Source organism: Nocardia sp. NPDC058114, from assembly GCF_042884695.1.
Taxonomy (GTDB): domain Bacteria; phylum Actinomycetota; class Actinomycetes; order Mycobacteriales; family Mycobacteriaceae; genus Nocardia.
Window position 1 is genome coordinate 335,626 of sequence record NZ_JBHVTK010000005.1, and the last position, 18,209, is coordinate 353,834.

General features: G+C 67.9%; 17 protein-coding genes. 10 read left to right on the top strand and 7 right to left on the bottom strand.

Annotated elements, in window-relative coordinates; translation table 11 throughout:
* Window positions 1-131: 131 nt before the first annotated feature.
* The 3 genes from ACFVVI_RS21090 to ACFVVI_RS21100 all read left to right on the top strand — a co-directional run bounded on the left by ACFVVI_RS21090 (window position 132) and on the right by ACFVVI_RS21100 (window position 2,716).
* Complete coding sequence (locus tag ACFVVI_RS21090; RefSeq protein ID WP_101464504.1) at window positions 132-1,445, top strand: citrate synthase; 1,314 nt, start codon at window positions 132-134, stop codon at window positions 1,443-1,445.
* A gap of 63 nt (window positions 1,446-1,508) precedes the next feature.
* Entirely contained in the window at window positions 1,509-1,868 is a 360-nt protein-coding gene (locus tag ACFVVI_RS21095) for an FKBP-type peptidyl-prolyl cis-trans isomerase (protein ID WP_378990490.1), read from the top strand.
* Window positions 1,869-2,089: 221 nt separating this feature from the next.
* Complete coding sequence (locus ACFVVI_RS21100; RefSeq protein WP_387446407.1) at window positions 2,090-2,716, top strand: hypothetical protein; 627 nt, start codon at window positions 2,090-2,092, stop codon at window positions 2,714-2,716.
* A gap of 48 nt (window positions 2,717-2,764) precedes the next feature.
* On the opposite strand, the gene ACFVVI_RS21105 is transcribed toward ACFVVI_RS21100, so the two are convergent.
* A complete protein-coding gene (locus tag ACFVVI_RS21105) occupies window positions 2,765-3,346 on the bottom strand; it encodes a Uma2 family endonuclease (RefSeq protein WP_387446408.1) in 582 nt (193 codons plus the stop codon).
* Between the two features lie 74 nt (window positions 3,347-3,420).
* Window positions 3,421-4,578 (bottom strand): hypothetical protein, encoded by a 1,158-nt coding sequence (locus tag ACFVVI_RS21110; protein WP_387446409.1) that lies wholly within the window; start codon window positions 4,576-4,578, stop codon window positions 3,421-3,423.
* A 276-nt stretch (window positions 4,579-4,854) separates the two neighbouring features.
* Between ACFVVI_RS21110 and ACFVVI_RS21115 the strand changes: the two genes are divergently transcribed.
* Both ACFVVI_RS21115 and ACFVVI_RS21120 read left to right on the top strand, forming a co-directional pair.
* On the top strand, window positions 4,855-5,517 hold the full coding sequence (locus tag ACFVVI_RS21115) for a hypothetical protein (protein ID WP_378632017.1): 663 nt from the start codon (window positions 4,855-4,857) through the stop codon (window positions 5,515-5,517).
* A gap of 97 nt (window positions 5,518-5,614) precedes the next feature.
* Entirely contained in the window at window positions 5,615-5,761 is a 147-nt protein-coding gene (locus tag ACFVVI_RS21120) for a hypothetical protein (RefSeq protein WP_378990486.1), read from the top strand.
* A gap of 51 nt (window positions 5,762-5,812) precedes the next feature.
* Here the strand turns inward: ACFVVI_RS21120 and ACFVVI_RS21125 are convergent, their stop codons facing one another.
* The 3 genes from ACFVVI_RS21125 to ACFVVI_RS21135 all read right to left on the bottom strand — a co-directional run bounded on the left by ACFVVI_RS21125 (window position 5,813) and on the right by ACFVVI_RS21135 (window position 10,078).
* Window positions 5,813-7,183: a sensor histidine kinase gene (locus ACFVVI_RS21125; RefSeq protein WP_387446410.1), complete on the bottom strand. Its 1,371-nt coding sequence runs from the start codon at window positions 7,181-7,183 to the stop codon at window positions 5,813-5,815.
* A complete protein-coding gene (locus tag ACFVVI_RS21130) occupies window positions 7,180-7,875 on the bottom strand; it encodes a response regulator transcription factor (RefSeq protein ID WP_101464499.1) in 696 nt (231 codons plus the stop codon). The genes ACFVVI_RS21125 and ACFVVI_RS21130 overlap by 4 nt, the downstream gene beginning before the upstream one ends.
* 157 nt (window positions 7,876-8,032) lie before the next feature.
* On the bottom strand, window positions 8,033-10,078 hold the full coding sequence (locus tag ACFVVI_RS21135; protein WP_378990484.1) for an AMP-binding protein: 2,046 nt from the start codon (window positions 10,076-10,078) through the stop codon (window positions 8,033-8,035).
* Between the two features lie 319 nt (window positions 10,079-10,397).
* On the opposite strand from ACFVVI_RS21135, the gene ACFVVI_RS21140 reads away from it, so the two are divergent.
* From ACFVVI_RS21140 to ACFVVI_RS21155, 4 genes are read left to right on the top strand one after another with little or no spacing between them, the layout of a single operon-like run.
* Window positions 10,398-14,273 (top strand): ATP-binding protein, encoded by a 3,876-nt coding sequence (locus ACFVVI_RS21140; protein WP_378990483.1) that lies wholly within the window; start codon window positions 10,398-10,400, stop codon window positions 14,271-14,273.
* A complete protein-coding gene (locus ACFVVI_RS21145) occupies window positions 14,270-14,683 on the top strand; it encodes a roadblock/LC7 domain-containing protein (RefSeq protein WP_011207200.1) in 414 nt (137 codons plus the stop codon). Before ACFVVI_RS21140 ends, ACFVVI_RS21145 begins: the two co-directional genes overlap by 4 nt.
* A gap of 7 nt (window positions 14,684-14,690) precedes the next feature.
* The gene (locus ACFVVI_RS21150; RefSeq protein ID WP_056818578.1) at window positions 14,691-15,065 is read left to right on the top strand and encodes a DUF742 domain-containing protein; all 375 of its coding nucleotides are present in this window, start codon (window positions 14,691-14,693) and stop codon (window positions 15,063-15,065) included.
* The gene (locus ACFVVI_RS21155; protein ID WP_174551063.1) at window positions 15,046-15,648 is read left to right on the top strand and encodes an ATP/GTP-binding protein; all 603 of its coding nucleotides are present in this window, start codon (window positions 15,046-15,048) and stop codon (window positions 15,646-15,648) included. The genes ACFVVI_RS21150 and ACFVVI_RS21155 overlap by 20 nt, the downstream gene beginning before the upstream one ends.
* A gap of 76 nt (window positions 15,649-15,724) precedes the next feature.
* Here ACFVVI_RS21155 and ACFVVI_RS21160 read toward each other — a convergent pair whose 3' ends face one another.
* Both ACFVVI_RS21160 and ACFVVI_RS21165 read right to left on the bottom strand, forming a co-directional pair.
* On the bottom strand, window positions 15,725-16,258 hold the full coding sequence (locus ACFVVI_RS21160; protein WP_387446411.1) for a hypothetical protein: 534 nt from the start codon (window positions 16,256-16,258) through the stop codon (window positions 15,725-15,727).
* The gene (locus ACFVVI_RS21165) at window positions 16,255-16,533 is read right to left on the bottom strand and encodes a helix-turn-helix transcriptional regulator (protein ID WP_364578900.1); all 279 of its coding nucleotides are present in this window, start codon (window positions 16,531-16,533) and stop codon (window positions 16,255-16,257) included. The genes ACFVVI_RS21160 and ACFVVI_RS21165 overlap by 4 nt, the downstream gene beginning before the upstream one ends.
* Before the next feature lie 106 nt (window positions 16,534-16,639).
* Between ACFVVI_RS21165 and ACFVVI_RS21170 the strand changes: the two genes are divergently transcribed.
* On the top strand, window positions 16,640-18,151 hold the full coding sequence (locus ACFVVI_RS21170) for a carboxyl transferase domain-containing protein (RefSeq protein ID WP_378990480.1): 1,512 nt from the start codon (window positions 16,640-16,642) through the stop codon (window positions 18,149-18,151).
* Window positions 18,152-18,209 lie beyond the last annotated feature (58 nt).

Consider the following 18,209-nt stretch of genomic DNA (forward strand, 5'->3'; position numbering starts at 1 on the left):
GTGACCGGTGTGAGAACAGGACAGGACAACCCTGATTGCTCGTCCTGACCGAACAACAGCTAGCGTTAGCGCAAGCGCACCTGTGCCGACCGCACCGGTGCCTACGGTTCTAGCCTGAGAGGGATCCTTCCGTGCCCGCTGAGAACATCACCAACGTCACCGAAGACGCCAAGGCGGTACTCCAGTACCCCGGTGGCGAGTTCCCGATCTCGGTCACTAAGGCCGCGGAGGGTAACGACGGGCTCGACTTGGGCAAGCTGCTGGCCAGCACCGGTTACGTCACCTATGACCCCGGTTTCATGAACACCGCGTCGACCAAGTCGGCCATCACCTACATCGACGGTGAAGCGGGCATCCTGCGCTACCGCGGCTACCCGATCGACCAGCTGGCGGGCCGCTCGACCTTCATCGAGGTCAGCTACCTGCTCATCTACGGTGAGCTGCCGACCCAGGCCCAGCTCGACGACTTCACCGATCGCATCCGTCGCCACACCCTGCTGCACGAGGACCTGAAGCGGTTCTTCGACGGCTTCCCGCGCAACGCGCACCCGATGCCGGTGCTGTCGTCCGCGGTGAACGCGCTGTCGGCGTACTACCAGGACTCGCTGGACCCGCGCGATCCCGAGCAGGTCGAGCTGTCGACCATCCGCCTGCTGGCGAAGCTGCCGACCATCGCGGCGTACTCGTACAAGAAGTCGGTCGGTCAGCCGTTCCTCTACCCCGACAACTCGCTGTCGCTGGTCGAGAACTTCCTGCGGATGACCTTCGGTTTCCCGGCCGAGCCCTACGAGGTCGACCCCGAGGTCGCCGCCGCGCTCGACATGCTGCTGATCCTGCACGCCGACCACGAGCAGAACTGCTCCACCTCGACCGTGCGCCTCGTCGGCTCCTCCGACGCCAACCTGTTCACCTCGGTGTCCGGTGGCATCAACGCGCTCTGGGGCCCGCTGCACGGCGGCGCCAACCAGGCCGTGCTCGAGATGCTCGACGAGATCAAGGCCAACGGCGGCGACGTCAAGGAATTCATCCGCAAGGTCAAGAACAAGGAAGACGGCGTGAAGCTCATGGGCTTCGGGCACCGCGTCTACCGCAACTACGACCCGCGCGCGACGCTGGTCAAGCAGGCCGCCGACAAGATCCTGTCGAAGATCGGCGGCGACGACCAGCTGCTCGACATCGCCAAGCAGCTCGAAGAGGCCGCCCTCACCGACGACTACTTCGTGTCGCGTCGTCTGTACCCGAACGTCGACTTCTACACCGGCGTCATCTACCGGGCCATGGGCTTCCCGACCCGCATGTTCACCGTGCTGTTCGCGATGGGCCGGCTGCCCGGCTGGATCGCGCACTGGCGTGAGATGCACTCCGAGCCGCTGAAGATCGGCCGCCCGCGCCAGATCTACACCGGTTACGGTGAACGCGACTACCGCGCGATCGACAACCGCTAGTTTCGATCCGCCGTTGTCGGCAACTTTGTTGGGTACAGCAATCTATCGAAGGGGATAGCCCGCATGACCAAGCCGGAGATCGAATTCCAGGAGGGCCCCGCGCCCACCGAGCTCGTCATTACCGACCTCATCGAGGGCGAAGGCAAAGAAGCGGTGGCCGGTGGCACCGTCGAGGTGCACTACGTCGGCGTCGAGTTCGACAACGGTGAGCAGTTCGACTCCTCCTGGGATCGCGGCGAGTCCCTCACCTTCCCGCTGCGCGGCCTGATCCAGGGCTGGCAGGACGGCATCCCCGGCATGAAGGTCGGCGGCCGTCGTCAGCTGGTGATCCCGCCGGACCTCGCCTACGGTGCCGCGGGCGCGGGCCACGCGCTCTCCGGCAAGACGCTGGTCTTCGTGATCGACCTGCTCAACGCGAACTGATCTCACCGCATTTCGGCCCGTGTCTCCTCAGGGAGGCACGGGCCGTTGCTGTTTCAGGGGTAAGGCACCCGCCTCGCGAGCCGCGGGGTAATGTGCCCCGCGTATGACGGAGCCCAACGGCTCCCGTGTGATTCGTTTCCAATGCGTTGTCCATGACAGTGACTTGTTCGATTCGCCCGGGGCCGGGTTCTTCGGGAGTTTCGGGAGGGAGATTCTCGATCATGTTCCAACACAAGGTTGTTCGCCGTGCGCTGGCCGTGGCGCTGCCCATCGCCGTGGCGGTGAGCGTGGCCGGGGTCGCGTCTGCGGAGGTCGACCAGCAGACGCAGTACGCGGCGGGATTGTCGAGTGCGGGGCAGGGCTACCGCACCACGGTCGCACCGGACCTGCGCACCGTAGCCGCCTCGGTGGAGGAGGGCCGGTTCCTGCTCGCACCCGACCGGGCCCGGGTCATCGTCGAGTCCGCGACCGGCGATCCGATCGGGGAGGTCCCCACCTCGTTCACCACGGTCAGCGGCAATGTGATCGCCCTGGCGACCGAGATCGCGGCCGACGGGCGAAGCATAACGGTGACACCGCGGCCCACCGCGGAGGCGAGCGACGAACTGAAGACCATCGCGACCACCCCCACCGCGCAATTCCCCGACCCGGTCCAGAACGCCGCCGCCATCGGCGCCGGCATCGGCGCGCTCGTCGCCGCCGTCGTGTGCATCCCGATGATCACCACGATGATCCTCTACCTGCCGTGCGTCGGCCTGGTAGGTCTCCCGAACGCGTTGATCGGCGCGTTGATCGGCGCCGTGGTCGGCGTGGCCGCACCGCACATCATCCCGCAGGTCCTGCCCTGACCCTGAAAACCCCTGCGGCCCGGTCGAAACCGACCGGGCCGCGTTGGTTCAGCGAGTGAGCTCGGCGAAGGCGATGTCCCCGACGATCACGTGTTCGAGCCGGAGTAACCCGTCGCGGTGGATCTGGTGGAGCCGATACTCGCGGGCGTGCGCGTCGAGCCGGAACTCGAGCACCTCCGCTATCGCGAATTTCGGGTCGAGCATGACGACGAGGTAGAGCGGAATACCGACTCGCGCGTACTGCGCCTTCTTGTCGAGCAAGTCCTCGGCCGCTGTCGACGGCGACGACACCTCGACCACGATCAGTGCGTCGCCTGCCTCCGGCTTGTCTCCCGGCTGTTGCAGGCATCGGTATACCGTGACATCGGGACGGCGGAAGGTGAACTTCGGAACCCGCCAGAGCACCACGTCGATGTCGGTCTCGGCGCGGATGCACGGTTCGGTGCTCGGCAGGTCTTCCATGGCGCCTGCGAGGCGTCGGGCGATGCGGTTGTGCTCAGGTGACGGTGATTCGCAGAGGATGACGTGCCCGTGCACTACCTCGATCTCCCTGGAGACGTCCTCGGGGAGCTGACGGTACTGCTCTTCCGTCATCTGATGGGGTAGCGAGTCCACGGCCTGGATCGTCATGGGCCGAGCTTACCGACCGTGTTGCCGCCTCGACACTGTTCGTCGACGACTACCGAAGGCGGTTGGTGGTGGGGTCACTCCCGGACGACTTCGACGGGGTCGGTGAGGGCGAGGGCGAGGGCGGATTGCTGGGACTGGCCTCGTGGGGGGAGGGCCTCGAGGGCCTTGCCGGTTTGGGTGTTGAGGTTGCCGACGATGTTCTGCAGGGCGCCGACGCCGCCGGTGAGTTGTTCGACGGCCGAGAGGAGTTGGGCGCCGCCCTGCTCGGCGAGGGTGGGCAGGCCCTTGGCGAGTTCGGCGCCCTGGGTGAGCTGGTCGCGGGCGCTGTTGAGGCGGGCCACGACGGTGCGCAGGAGGGTGCCGAGGTCGGTGTTGGGATCGACTGCGGCGCCGGTCAATTCGCTGAGGCCGTCGAGTTGGGTGCCTGCCTGGGTCGATACGCCGCGTAGCGCTTCGAGTTTGGTGATGATGTCGGCGAGCTGAGGGTCGCCCGCGAAGGGGAGGGCTTTCAGAAGGGGCAGGATCTGGTCGAGGCCGGAGCCCATGGCGGCCGCGCTGCTCTGGACGCCGGCGATGGTGACGCCGGTGGCGCCGAGGGCATCGGCCAGCTGGGTCGCCTGCTTCGCCGCGCCGTCGACGGTCTGGTTCAGCAGCTCGATCGCCGAAGTGAGTTGGCCCGCACCCTCTTTTGCGTAGTCGAGGAAGCCGAGCATCTGCTCCGCACCGCCACTGAACTGGCTCGCACCGTCGGCGGCGGCATTCACGCCCGCGCTGAGCAGTTGGGCGGTGAACTGGACCGAGGTCATCTGGTTGCGTGCCTGCGAGACCGCGGCCAGCGCCGCGTCGACGCCGGACGCGCCGATCCGGTGCGTCACCACGTCGACCGCGCCGTTCACCGTGTTCGTGTCGGCGCCGTCGTGGGTGGCGACGGTCACCCTGGCGCGCTTGGGTTCCGGGGTGGCGAGGGTGGCCATCGACGCGGTGAGGTCGGCGGGCAGGGTGATCACGGCGGCGTAGTCGCCCGCGTCGATCTCACCGGGCTTCGCGACGGTCCACTCATAGCCACCCGCATCCTGCACCGCCTTGGCCACACGCTCGCCGGTCGGCCCGGAATCAGCGTTGACGAGCGCGATCCCGGTCGGTGCGGCATCCTTGCCGGAACAGGCGACAGCACCGCCCGCCAGCGCGAGAGCAGTGGTGAAGCAGAGCAGGCGAGCGCGTTTGTCGATCACATCGGCGACGGTATCCCGGAGTTCGGTGCCGGACGTGGGAGATGTCTGAGAGTTCGTTGAGGAAGGGCTGTTCGAGGTAGCTGCCGGTATGCCGGTCGAGTGCTGCGCGCGATCGCCGATCGATAGCTACCTGTTCAAACTATGCCTTGTGTCACAACATATTCCGCAACACCGTAGTGGTTCGGTACAACTCTCGAGTCAATCGACATCGAGATTTTTTCGATTCGTCCGGGGGGTTCGGGGATTCTTCGGAAGCATCGGGAGGGAGAACCGAACATGTTCAGCCACAACATCACTCGCGCGGGTCGCCGTGCGGTCTTCGCCGCACTGCCGCTGGTCGTCGCGGCGTCGCTCGTTACCACGGGCACCGCGGCCGCTGACGTCACCGTCGCGCGTCAGGCCGAGATCGCCGCTGGGCTGGCAGGCGAAGGCGCCGCCGACGGCGTCGGCTACAAGACCACCGTCTCGCCGGACCTGCGCACCGTCTCCGCGACCGTCGACAACGGCCGCTTCGTGCTCTCGCCCGACTCCACCAACGTCGCGGTCATCTCCGCCACCGGAGACAAGGTCAGCGAGCTGCCGCTGACGTTGACCACCGTCGGTGGCAACAACATCGCGCTGGCTTCGGTCGTCTCCGAGGACGGCCGCACGCTGCAGATCGCCCCGCAGCTGTCCGCCGCCACCACCGACGAGCTGAAGAGCATCGCCACCAACCCCGAGGCCGGTAACCACGACCCCGTCCAGAACGGTGCGGCCGCCGGCGCCACCATCGGCTTCCTGACCGCCGCAATCCTGTGCATCCCGGGCCTGGCCGCGTTCATCATCGGCTACTTCCTGTGCGCGTTCACCTCGGGCGTCTCCTTCGCGATCACCGGCGCGGTGCTCGGCGCGGTGATCGGCCTGGTCATCCCGGAGTCGATCCCGCAGGTTCTCCCCTGATTCCAGCTTCAGTCGCTGGTTGTTAACTGTGCGGTATTCTCGCGAGTGTCTTCACCCCGCGCCGATCAGGCGCGGAACTCACGAGAGTGGAGGTTCGATGTCCGACACCGACGATGTCAAAGCCAAGGCCAAGGCCGAGGGCGAGAAGATCGAGGCGGAAGCGAAGAAGGCAGCGGCCAACGTGAAGGAAGCTGCCGAGCGCGCGGCGGGCAGAGTGAAGGACGCTTTCAAGAGCGACAAGTAGCGAGCTCGGCCCCGCATCCACGATCATCGTGGGTGCGGGGCTTTCGTGTTTCTACCGGGCCGGTCGCGCGGGCAGGTCGATGACGAGGCGGGCGCCGCCGAGTGGACTGTCCTCGAAGTACGTCAGCCCGCCGTGCAACTGGGCCTGCTGGGCCACCAGCGCGAGGCCGAGGCCCGAACCGCCCTTGGTGGCGTTGGCGCCGCGGGCGAACCGCGCGAAGACCGCCGCGCGTTCGCCGGGCGCGACGCCGGTGCCGTTGTCGTCGACGGCGATGACGATCCGGCCGTGCGCGGTGCGATGCGCCGACACGACAGCGGCGGTGGCGCCGCCGTGCTTCACCGAATTGGTGAGCGCGTTGTCGACGGCCAGCCGCAGGCCTGCGGGCAGGCCCCGGGTCACCAGCTCGGCGTCGGTGTCGATGCGCACCGCCAGACCGGGGTTGTGGCGCATGGCGTCGTGGGCGGCCTGGTCGCACAGGTCGGCGACATCGGTGGGGACGTGATCGGTCTCGGCGGTGAGATCGCCGCGGGCGAGCCGTTCCAGCGCGGACAGGGTGGTTTCCACTCTGGTCTCGTTGCGGGCGAGGTCGTCGAGGATCTCGCGACGCTGGTCGTCGGTGAGGTCGAGGGTGCGCAGGACCTCGAGGTCGGTGCGGATCGCGGTGAGCGGGGTGCGCAGTTCGTGGGCGGAGACGGCGGCGAAGTCGCGGGCGGTTTCCAGCGCGGCGGCGGTCTCGGCCTGGGCCTGGTCGACGCGGGCCAGCATGGTGTTCACCGCGTCGGCCAGCTTCACCGCTTCGTCGACACCGGAACCGTCGACCGGGCGGTCGTGCTCGTCCGGCCCACCGCCCGTGCTGCGGGCCGACACCTGCTTGGTCAGCTTCACGATCGGGCCGACCGCACGCCCGGCGAGCAGCCAGCCCAGCGCCGCCGCGGCCGCCACCGCGATCGCCGCGCCCGCGAGGACCCAGCGTTGCTGGTCGTCGGTGGCCTTGGTGGCCTCGGTGGTCGGAATGGCCAGCGAGACAGTGCGACCCGCGGGCTGGTTCTCGGTGGTGGTGAGTACCCGATAGGGCTGGTCGTTCAGCTCGACGGTCTGCGAGCCGGGGGGTAGATCCGGCAGCTGGGTCGAGCTCGACGCGGTCACCTGGCCGTCGTCGCGCACCGTGAGCGCCATGGTGTTCTGCAATCCGGTCAGGTTGACGAACCCGGTTGCCAGCACGGGCTCGATCAGCACGATGCGCGAAGCGATTTCCAGTTGCTGATCGGTTTGGGTGACATTATTGCGCTCGATTGCTTGAAAACCCACGAAAGCGGCGATCGTGACGATGATGACGGCGCCCGCCGCAGCCGCCCCCGCGACTCTTGTCCGGAGCGAAAACGATTGTCTGCGACGACGTTTCAGCGGTTGTTCGGAGATCATTTCGATTCCCGGAGTACGAAACCCACCCCGCGAATCGTGTGCAAAATCCGTGGCGTGTCATCTATTTCGAGTTTCCTGCGCAGGTATCCGACGAACACGTCCACCACATTCGTATCGGCTATGAAATCGTAACCCCACACCAATTCCAGCAGCCGTTCTCGCGTCAACACCACACCGGCATTCCGGGCGAGCGTCGACAGCAATTCGAATTCCCTTTTGGTGAGCTCGATTTCGCGCCCGTGCAGTAGTGCGCGATACCCCGCGACATCGACCAGCAACGGCCCGACCGTCAGCGCGCCGGGCGCCACGGGCTCGGGTGTGTCGGTGCGGCGGCGCAGCAGGGCCTTGATCCTGGCCACCAATTCGGCCAGCTCGAACGGTTTCACCAGGTAGTCGTCGGCGCCCGACTCGAGACCCGCGATCCGGTCGTCCACCGAAGCACGGGCGCTGAGCACGCAGATGGGCACGTCATTGCCCATTGCCCGCAAGGCCGTGACCACCCCGGCACCGTCGAGGACCGGCATGTTCATGTCGAGGACCACCGCGTCGGGCGCCTGCTCGGCGACGGCGCGCAGCGCGGCACCACCGTCGCGCGCGACCAGCACCCGGAAACCGGACAGTCGCAGGCCGCGTTCGACCGAGGCGAGAACGTCCTCGTCGTCATCGACGACGAGAACGGTAGAGGAAGTCACGTGGTGAGCTTATATTTCTGGCAACGCGGGCGCCGCGGGGTCTCGGCCTGGTGGCCTCGATCTTCCCTCCCGGCGGGCACTCCTTCGTCGCGCCCTCTGGTCAGTCCGGATCGAGGCGGCCGAGACGCCCCTGCGGGGCTGCGAAGACCTCGGATGTCTACGGGGTCGGCGAGACTGGATCGTTGTCCTGTTCGGGGGTGGCGGTCGGCGTGATGCTGCCCAGTGGTGGGTTGGCGAGGATGCGGTCCGCCAGGGCGGTGAGGACGTGGGGGTCCTCGATGGTGGCGGGGGTTTCGACGTGTTCACCGGCGGTGAGCTGGCGGATCGTCTTGCGCAGGATCTTGCCGGAACGGGTCTTGGGCAGGCCGGTGACGATGATCGAGTCGTGCAGGGTGGCGATCGCCCCGATCTGGGCACGCACCCGGTCGTCGAGTTCGGCGCGCAACTGCTGCTGGTCGATCTCGACGCCCTGCTTGAGCACCACATAGGCCAGCGGGAGGCTGCCCTTGAGCTCGTCGGGCATGCCGATCACCGCGCATTCGGCGACGGCCTCGTGCCCGGCGATGGCGGCCTCGATGCTGCCCGCCGACAGGCGATGCCCGGCGATGTTGATCACGTCGTCGCTGCGCCCGAGGACGTAGAGATAGCCGTCCTCGTCGAAGTAGCCGGAGTCGCCGGTGAGGTAATGGCCGGGGAAGGCCGACAGGTACGAGCGGATGAAGCGATCCCGGTCGCGCCACAACCCGGTCAGGCAGCCGGGGGGCAGCGGCAGCCCGATGACGATGTTGCCCTCGGTCCCGGCCGGAACCGCGTTGCCGTTCGCGTCGAGCACGCGCAGCCGGTAGCCGGGCACCGGCACACTCGCCGAACCGGGCTTGACCGGCAGTTCCTGCACGCCGAGCGGGTCGGCGCAGATCGGCCAGCCGGTCTCGGTCTGCCACCAGTGATCGACCACCGGGGTGTCGGGATGATCGGCCAGCAGGGTGTTCGTCGCCCAGTCGAAGGTGGCCGGATCCAGGCGCTCGCCCGCGCAGAACAGCGCGCGCAGCCGGGACAGGTCGTGGCGGTGGGCCGCGGTGGCGTCGGGGTCGGCGCGGCGGATCGCCCGCAACGCGGTCGGCGCGGTGAACAGCACCCGCACGTCGTGCTCGTCGACGATCCGCCAGAACGCGCCCGCGTCGGGGGTGCCGACCGGTTTGCCCTCGTAGAGCACCGTCGTCGCGCCGACCAGCAGGGGTGCGTAGACGATGTAGGAGTGGCCGACGACCCAGCCCACATCGGAGGCGGCCCAGAACACCTGACCAGGGCCGACGTCGTAGATATTGCGCATCGACCAGGCCAGCGCCACCGCGTGTCCGCCGTTGTCGCGCACCACGCCCTTCGGCTTACCGGTGGTGCCGGAGGTGTAGAGGATGTAGAGCGGATCGGTGGCGGCCACCGAGACCGGATCGGCGGGCGCCGCGCCGTCGACGCAGTCGTCCCAATCGACCCAGCGCGCGGCGACGGTCTGCTCCGAGGACGGCAGCACGTCGGTGGCGGGCAGGGCGGCCGGGAACTCGATCGTCGTGAACTGGGGCCGCTGCTTCACGATCACCGTGCGTACCGACGCGGTCTCGGCGAGATCGAGCGCGGCCATCACGATCGGCGGGTAGTCGATGCGGCGGTTGGGTTCCAGCCCGCCCGAGGCCGTGATGATCAGGACCGGCTCGGCATCGTCGATGCGGGCGGCCAGCTCGGGTGCGGCGAACCCGCCGAACACCACCGAGTGCACCGCGCCGATGCGGGCACAGGCCAGCATCGCGATCACCGCTTCGGGAATCATCGGCAGATAGATCACCACCCGATCACCGGCCACCACTCCGAGATCGCGCATGGCTCCCGCGAACTCGGCCACCGCGTCGAGCAATTCGGCGTAGGTGTAAATCGTGGTGGTGTCCGTCATAGCGGAGGCATATATGAGGGCGGGTTGATCGGCGTGTCCACCCTGGTCGACAGTGCCCGCTCTGACGTGGCGGTCGAGGGCGTTCACGCAGGTATTCAGGCGGGCATCGGGGAACCACCGGGCCGACCGCTTATCGGCGGCATCGACGATCTGCTGCGGTTCGACATCCCACTCGATGCCCTGAGCTGCGGCGGACCAGAAGTCGGCTGGGTCGACCAGGCTGGTCTGATAGACCGGCCGGTACTCGTGTTCGGTGTCCAACCCCGTGACTCCCTAGCCTCGCTTCGATGCCCGCTCGATAGATCCAGATGATTGTGGCAGACTTCACGCGACACCCGAGGGGGTGCCGCGACCTTTGGTTTTGCCTACAACGGGCTGGTCATCGAGCGGACCTCTACCGGGAGTCAGCCAAGAAGTTATTGATCCGTTAGAATCCGATGTCACTTATTCGGGCAGTCGTAGACGCAATTTCTCGGCCAGCCGTAGTTCTCGGCCAGCAGCCACTGGCGAGCCACCATCGCGCCTGTGGAGGTTCGCCTCAGGCGTACGGTACGAGGCCAGTTTGGAAAGTGAGTGGGAGATGCGTGACGCCGCTAGGTCCGGCAGCAAACGCTGGGCGCTCGGCAACTGGGACCTGCGTTGGAAGGTTACGGCCGTGCTTGCCGTGCCACTCGCGGTCGCGGTCGGGCTCGGCGTGTCGAGAATTACCTCCGAGTTCTCGGAGGCCAACCGGCTCTCCAGTATCAACGAGCAGGTAGACACGATTCCGACGGTCACCGCGCTGAGTGCAGGCACGGCGAAGGTGGCCGGCAGTCAGTTGGTGCCGGCCGGTCCGGGGGTCACCCTGGTCACCGACAAGGACCTCGCCGATCTCGACGCCGCCGTCGCCGCGGCCGAGACCTCGCTCGGTCGGCTGACCGATCTGCCTGCCGCGCACGGCGCGCTGGAGCGGATGGTCAAGCAGGCCAAGAACGTGCGCGCGCAGGGTAAGGCGCTGTCGACGTCCGCCGAGCCGGTACTTTCCGGGGTCGAGCAGATGACCCAGGACAGCGTCAGCATCGTGGAGTCCACCATCGCTCAGGTGAGCGATCCGGTGATGGACACGGCCAAGCTGCGTCTGGTCGACTCGCTCAACACGCGTTCGGTGCTCGTCGACGAGCTCGCCGGTCTGGCCGGGATGCTGCGTGGGCAGGACACCGGGGCGCAGACCTTCCTCACCGGTGTCGCGACCGAGAGCCATCTGCTCGATGTGCTGTCCAACCGCTTCCCCGACGGCGATCGGGTGATCGCCGACCTCAAGGCTCAGGCCGATATCCGGGCGAACCTGATCAGCAGTCCCGAGGTGTCCGCGGGCAAGCTGCCTGTCGGCGACTTGCGTACCTCGCTCTACTCGAGTCTGCAGGCCTACGAAGGCGTCGTGAACGAGGCGACCAAGGCCATCGAGGTCTCGATGGACGAGCTCACCGATGCGGCCGCCACCGGTGCCTGGACCTATACCGCTGTCGTCATCGCGACGATCCTGGCCGCGCTGCTGCTCGCCGTGTTCGTCGCCCGCTCGATGATCGTGCCGCTGCACCGCCTCCGGCTGGCCGCGCTGCGCGTCGCCGAGTCCGATCTGCCGCACGAGGTCGCCCAGCTCCGCAACGGTGCCGCGCCCGAGGACGTGCCGCTCGAGCCGATGCCGGTGCGCTCCGACGAGGAGATCGGCCAGCTCGCCCGCGCCGTCGACGATATCCACGGTCAGGCGCTGCGTCTGGCCAGCGACCAGGCGCAGATGCGTTCGCAGGTCAACGACATGTTCGAGACGCTGGCCCGCCGGTCCAAGTCGCTCGTCGACCATCAGCTCACCCTCATCGAGGCGATGGAGTACGACGAGAAGGACCCGCGCCTGCTCGAGAACCTCTTCCGGCTCGACCACCTCGCCGCGCGCATGCGCCGTAACGGTGACAACCTGCTGATTCTCGCGGGTACCAAGCAGCGTCGCACCAAGTCGGCCCCGGTCGAGATCGCCGACGTGCTGCGTGCCGCGATCTCCGAGGTCGAGGACTACGAGCGGGTCAAGCTCGGCGCCACACCGCGTGGCTCGCTGGTCGAACCGGCCGCCTCCGATATGGCGCACCTGTTCGCCGAGCTGCTCGACAACGCGCTGCGGGCCTCCCCGCCGGAGACCGACGTCAAGTTCACCTTCGCCCAGGCACACGACCAGGGTCTGCTGATCGAGGTCGCCGACCGCGGCATCGGTATGCCGCCTGCCGAGATGTCGGAGATCAACCACCGGCTCGAGCAGACCGCGGAGCCCGGTCCCGACACCGCCCGCCACATGGGTCTGTTCGTGGTCGGCCGGCTGGCCGAGCGCCACGGTCTCACCGTGCGCCTGCGTCCGACCTTCGATACCGCGCGCGATCCGGGCGTCACCGTCACCGTGCACGTGCCGGTCGGCCTCATCGTCGCCGGTGCCGGTGGCCCGGTGGTGCCGCCGCAGCAGGTGCAGCAGCAGAACGCGCCCGCACCGCAGCAGCAGCGACCGAACCCGCAGCAGCAGCAGCCGAGCAGCACCATGCAGACCCGCGCGATCACCCGCACCCCGGGTGGCAACGTGATGGTCACCGTGGATCCCGGAACCAGCGGGCCGCCGGCGGGTGCCGGTGGTGGGCTGCCGCAACGTCAGCCGGGCAACTCGATGGCTTCGGGCGTGGCCCAGGACGCGAACGAGCAGTCGTCGCCGTCGCTGCGTCCGCCCGCGCCGGGCCAGGGGAACGTGCCGCAGCGCGGCAAGCTCGCCGCGGCGAACCTACCCAAGCGCAACCTGGCGCCGGGTGGGCCGCAGCGTCCGCCCGCCGGGCCGGGCCAGCAGGGCCCGGGTGAGCAGAAGCCCGGTGGACCGCCGCAGGCCGGTGGTGGGCTGCCGCAGCGTCAGCCGGGTGCGAACGGCGCGCCGTCGCGGGATTCCGCGCAGTCGCCGCGTGACGCGGCACCGCCCCAGCGCGATATGGCACCGCCGCAGCGCGATTCGGCACAGACGCAGCGGGGGAGCACCCCCGGTGGGTTGCCGCAGCGTTCGCCGGGCGCCAATGGCGCCCCGCAGCGTGATCCTTCGGTCGGTCTGCCGCAGCGCGATCCGTCGCCGCGGCTACCGCAGCGGGAGCAGACCGGCGGTCTGCCGCAGCGTGACCCGGCAACGGGTCTGCCGCAGCGTGATCCGTCGACCGGCCTCCCGCAGCGGGAACAGACCGGTGGCCTGCCGCAGCGTGACCCGGCAACGGGTCTGCCGCAGCGCGATGCCGCGAACGCCCAGCGCGATCCGGCGCAGTCGACCGGGTTGCCGCAGCGTGGTCAGGGCAGCGCTGCGCCGCAGCGTGATTCCGAGCCCGTGCAGCGTGACCCGTCGACCGGACTCCCGCAGCGGGGCAACGCCTCCGGCGGTCTGCCGCAGCGCGATCCCGCGCCGCGCCTGCCGCATCGGGATCAGTCCGGTGGTTTGCCCAGGCTCGATCAGACCGGTGGTCTCCCGCAACGTGAGCAGACCGGTGGCCTGCCGCAGCGTGATCCGTCGACCGGCCTACCGCAGCGGGACCAGACGGGCGGTCTGCCGCAGCGCGACCCGTCCAACGGTCTCCCGCAACGTGAGCAGACCGGTGGCCTCCCGCAGCGTGATCCGTCCAATGGTCTGCCGCAGCGTGAGCAGACCGGTGGTCTGCCGCAGCGTGATCCGGCCAACGGACTTCCACAGCGTGCCCAGCCCGCCCGTCCGGCCAATGGTCTGCCCCAGCGCGCAACCCCTGCGCCGCAGCAGGATTCGGCCGACAACGGTCTGCCCCAGCGCGCTCCGGCCGCGGGTCAACCGCAGCGGGACGCGCCCAACGGCCTGCCCCAACGCGCGGCTGCGCCGAATGGGCTGCCGCAGCGCGATCCCGGGGCTAGTGTTGTACCGCAGGCGAACGCCGGGCCAGGAGTGGCTCTGCCGCAACGGGATCGGGACCCTGCGGGGCCGGATAACGCTGCGTCGGCAGGGCGTGATCCGGGTCGGCACAGCTTCCGGTCCAATCCGGTCAAGGCTGCGTCGTTCTTCCAGACCAGGTTGCAGCCGGCACCGGAAGGTGATTCCGTGATGGGCGGAACACCGATCTTCGCCGAGATGATGTCGGCGTGGCTCACGGACGAGAATTCCGACCGGAACCAGATGGCTGCCGCCTTCGAATCACCGGGTGACGAGGGTTGGCAGGCTGCACGCGCGGCCAGCGAAGCTCAGTCCGAGGTGCGTACCGCCGCCGGCTTGCCTCAGCGCAGTCCGGGCGGAAGGCTTGTGCCGGGTGGTGTGAGCGGCACCGCTGATCGCACCCCGCAGCAACGCGATCCCGCCACGATCCGGAACAGCCTGAGTCGTCACCAGCAGGGTGTCCGGGATGGCCGCGCAATGAAGGCAATGAACCTAACCGGAGATAAAGGAGACCGATGAACCCCGATCTAGGTGGTACGAACCGTCAGCTGGATTGGCTGGTTTCGAACTTCGCCAACGAGGTTCCTGGCGTAGCCCATGCCGTCCTGGTCTCGGCTGACGGACTGTTGATGGCCGCGAGCGCTCAGCTCCCGGTCGACCGCGCAGAACAGCTCTCCGCGGTGACCGCCGGACTGGCGAGCCTTTCCGTCGGCGTGTCGAATCTGTTCGAAGGCGGTACGGTACTCCAGTCCGTCGTGGAGATGGAGCACGGATACCTGCTGCTCATGGCAGTCGGCGACGGCTCCTACCTAGCGGTCCTGACCAACACCTCGTGTGACATCGGTCAGGTCGGCTACGAAATGGCACTTCTGGTCGAGCGCGTTGGCCAGACGGTCCAGGCCACCCCGCGCGTCACGATGGGTTCCTGATGGTGGGATGGACATAGACGATCACCGCATGGGGAGCGCCGAGCCCAGCCTCGTCCGCCCGTACTCCTTGACTGCCGGCCGCACCAGGCCGGCGGTCGAGTTGGCGCTGGAGGCACTCGTCGCATCGCATCCGGTCGCCATGGAGCGGCAGTACGAACTGAACAACCTCGAAACGTCCATCGTGGAGTTGTGCAGGCAATCGCCGTCCGTTGCCGAGATAGCTGCCCAGCTGTACATCCCGATCGGGGTGGCCCGGGTACTCGTAGCCGATCTGATCGAGGCCGGCCACGTCCGGGTTTCGGCAACTTTGAAAGACGATTCCAGCGACGATGAACGTCGCGAGCTGATCGAAAGGGTTCTCAGTGGACTCCGGCGTATTTGATTCGACGGCGCAGGTCGATACCCGCACGGCCAAGCCGACTTCGGCGAAGATTGTGGTCGCCGGCGGCTTCGGTGTGGGTAAGACCACGATGGTCGGCGCGGTGTCGGAGATCGTTCCGCTGCGCACCGAGGCGTTGGTCACCAACGCCAGTACCGGAATCGACAACCTGACCGGTATTCCGCAGAAGTCCACCACCACGGTGGCGATGGACTTCGGCCGTATCAGCCTCGCCGACGACCTGGTCCTGTACCTGTTCGGTACGCCGGGCCAGTACCGGTTCTGGTTCATGTGGGACGACCTGATCCGCGGCGCCATCGGCGCCGTGGTGCTGGTCGACACCCGCAGGCTCGAAGACAGCTTCGCCGCTGTCGACTACTTCGAGGCCCGCGGGCTGCCGTTCCTGGTGGCGCTCAACGAGTTCGACGACGCGCCGAAGTACCCGCTCGAGGACATCCGCCAGGCCCTGGCGGTTCCCGCCGACGTGCCGATCATGTCGATCGACGCCCGTCGCCGGGAACCGGCCAAGCAGGCCCTGGTCGCCTTGACCGAGTACGCGCTGCGCAAGGTCATGCAGGGTTACTGAGCTCGAGTCTCTGCACTGATGGACGGGGCTGCTGCGATGAAGGCCGCAGCCCCGCTCTTCGTTCAGGACCAGGGTTTCAGGACTCCGGTTCGGGGTCGGGCCGGGTCCAGCCGAGGATCATCGCCGGTGCACAGCCGCCGGCCATGATCGTGGCCAGCATCATCAATCCGCCCGCGTAGGCGATGCGATAGGCGTCGGCCCCCGGTGAGAACGCGCTGCCGAAGATCAGGTATGCCAACGGTGCCATGGTCAGCGACTGGGTGAGCGCGAGTCCCGCCGAGCGGGCCTTGTTGCGCTCGGAGATCTCCAGTTCGTCGAGCATCCGGTCGGGTGCGTGATCCTGGCCGCCTGACGCGATCCGCAGCATCGTCCAGCTCGGCAGGAACACCAGTGCCGAGACGAGCGCGACCCCTGGCGCCCCGAACAGGTCGAGCGCGCGCATCACGCCGGCGACCGCGATCCCGAGCAGCGCGATCGTCACGATCACCACGAGAATCCGCCGTCGACGCAGCGACCGCCAGCTCTTCAGCATCCCCGCTGTCCGGTGTTCCTGCACGAGCCAGCGCCGGACCCGATAGTTCTGGTAGCGGTCGATGAGCGTGGTGGTCATGGCGTCTCGCCTTTCGTGCGTGGGTAGAGCTCGGCCGACAACGGCCCGAATTCCTTGCGGGAGAACACGACTTCGATCGGTAGCGCGAACACATCGCAGATGCGCATCGCCAGATCGAGACTCGGATAGTGATCGCCACGCTCGAGCGCGCCGATCGTCTGGACATTCACGTTGACGGCCTCGGCAAGCGCCGCCCGGCTCATCCGATGCTCCGCGCGCAACACCGCGATGCGATTGAAGATCGGCAGGGTTTCCCCTCGTCTGACTGGGCTCACCTAATGAAGTGTTGTAAAAACACAACATCTTGTCAAGATGTCCCAATGCTCTGCTGCGATCTCGTGACTGTGGCCGAACCTGTCCGGCTACGCTCGGAGCGTGCGGATGTCGGCGGATGACTTACTCGGCCAGTTGCTCGACGCGGGCTCTTTCGTGAGCTGGGACCGGGCGCCGATCGAGCCCGCCGTGTCACCGCGGTATCGCCAGGACCTCATCGCGGCGGCCGATCGGGCGGGGACCGATGAGGCGGTGCTGACGGGGGAGGGGTTGTTGCGCGGGCGGCGAGTGGCCGTGATCGCCTGCGAGTTCGCGTTTCTGGCCGGATCGATCGGGGTGGCAGCGGCCGAGCGGATCGTGTGTGCCGTCGAGCGCGCCACCGAACTCGGGCTGCCGCTGATCGCCTCGCCGACCTCCGGCGGCACGCGGATGCAGGAGGGGACAGTCGCTTTCGTGCAGATGGTGAAGATCGCGGGTGCGGTGGCCGTGCACAAGTCGGCGGGGCATCCGTATCTGGTGTATCTGCGTGATCCGACGATGGGTGGGGTGTTCGCATCGTGGGGGTCGCTGGGGCACATCACCTTCGCCGCACCCGGCGCGCTCATCGGGTTTCTGGGTCCTCGCGTGTACGAAGCCTTGTACGGCAGGCCGTTTCCGCCCGGCGTGCAGACGGCGGAGAACCTCTATCGCAACGGTGTGATCGACGGTGTGGTGACGGTGGAGGTGTTCCGGCGGATCGCGCACCGGGCGATGAGCGTCGCCGCGGGCGCTGTCGTTCCGATGACCACCGAGCCGGGTTGGGCTGCGCCGGTGCGTAGTCCGTCGACCCCGTCGAATCCGGCTGCCGGCGCCTGGGATTCGGTGCTCAGTTCGCGGCGGCCCGGCCGGCCGGGCATTCGGGACCTGCTTCGCCATACGACGCAACGGGTTCCGCTCAGCGGAACCGGCCGTGGTGAGTCCGATCGCACTGTCCTGCTCGCCCTCACCCGGTTCGCCGGTCAACCGTGTGTCGTGTTCGGGCACGACCGATCCGGTCAGGAGGGCGAGCACACCATGGGCCCGGCCGCCCTGCGCGAGGCACGGCGCGCGATGGTCCTGGCGCGGGAACTGCGGTTGCCGCTGGTGCTGGTCATCGACACCGTCGGCGCCGCCCTGTCCAAGGAGGCCGAGGAACGCGGGCTCGCCCCCGAAATCGCCCGCTGTCTGGCCGATCTCGTCACCCTCGACACCCCGACCGTCTCCGTGCTGCTCGGCCAGGGCACCGGCGGTGGCGCGCTCGCGCTGTTGCCCGCCGACCGGGTGCTCGCCGCCAGGCACGGCTGGCTGGCTCCGCTGCCGCCGGAAGGGGCGAGCGCCATCGTCTTCCGCGATATCGCGCACGCACCGGAAATGGCTGCCGCACAAGGCATCAGATCGGCTGATCTGCTCGAAGACGGTGTGGTGGACCGGATCGTGGAGGAGTACCCCGATGCCGCCGACGAACCGGTGGCCTTCGCCCGTCGCACGGTCCTGGCGATCGCCGCCGAACTGGCGGCGCTGCGCACCTACGAGCCCGCCGAACTGCGAACGCTGAGGCAGCGCCGATACCGGCGAATCGGACTGGCCGGAGCTGTGTACTGAATCGCGGGCAATCCCCTGACCAGCGCCCCGCTTCTCGGTACGGGGAAACACGCGACGC

What these genes read in the sequence shown, in the direction of transcription:
- ACFVVI_RS21095 (WP_378990490.1), top strand. Translation starts at nt 1,509, where the DNA reads ATGACCAAGCCGGAGATCGAATTCCAGGAGGGCCCCGCGCCCACCGAG.
- ACFVVI_RS21100 (WP_387446407.1), top strand. Translation starts at nt 2,090, where the DNA reads ATGTTCCAACACAAGGTTGTTCGCCGTGCGCTGGCCGTGGCGCTGCCC.
- ACFVVI_RS21105 (WP_387446408.1), bottom strand. Translation starts at nt 3,346, where the DNA reads ATGACGATCCAGGCCGTGGACTCGCTACCCCATCAGATGACGGAAGAG.
- ACFVVI_RS21115 (WP_378632017.1), top strand. Translation starts at nt 4,855, where the DNA reads ATGTTCAGCCACAACATCACTCGCGCGGGTCGCCGTGCGGTCTTCGCC.
- ACFVVI_RS21120 (WP_378990486.1), top strand. Translation starts at nt 5,615, where the DNA reads ATGTCCGACACCGACGATGTCAAAGCCAAGGCCAAGGCCGAGGGCGAG.
- ACFVVI_RS21125 (WP_387446410.1), bottom strand. Translation starts at nt 7,183, where the DNA reads ATGATCTCCGAACAACCGCTGAAACGTCGTCGCAGACAATCGTTTTCG.
- ACFVVI_RS21140 (WP_378990483.1), top strand. Translation starts at nt 10,398, where the DNA reads ATGCGTGACGCCGCTAGGTCCGGCAGCAAACGCTGGGCGCTCGGCAAC.
- ACFVVI_RS21145 (WP_011207200.1), top strand. Translation starts at nt 14,270, where the DNA reads ATGAACCCCGATCTAGGTGGTACGAACCGTCAGCTGGATTGGCTGGTT.
- ACFVVI_RS21150 (WP_056818578.1), top strand. Translation starts at nt 14,691, where the DNA reads ATGGACATAGACGATCACCGCATGGGGAGCGCCGAGCCCAGCCTCGTC.
- ACFVVI_RS21160 (WP_387446411.1), bottom strand. Translation starts at nt 16,258, where the DNA reads ATGACCACCACGCTCATCGACCGCTACCAGAACTATCGGGTCCGGCGC.
- ACFVVI_RS21170 (WP_378990480.1), top strand. Translation starts at nt 16,640, where the DNA reads ATGTCGGCGGATGACTTACTCGGCCAGTTGCTCGACGCGGGCTCTTTC.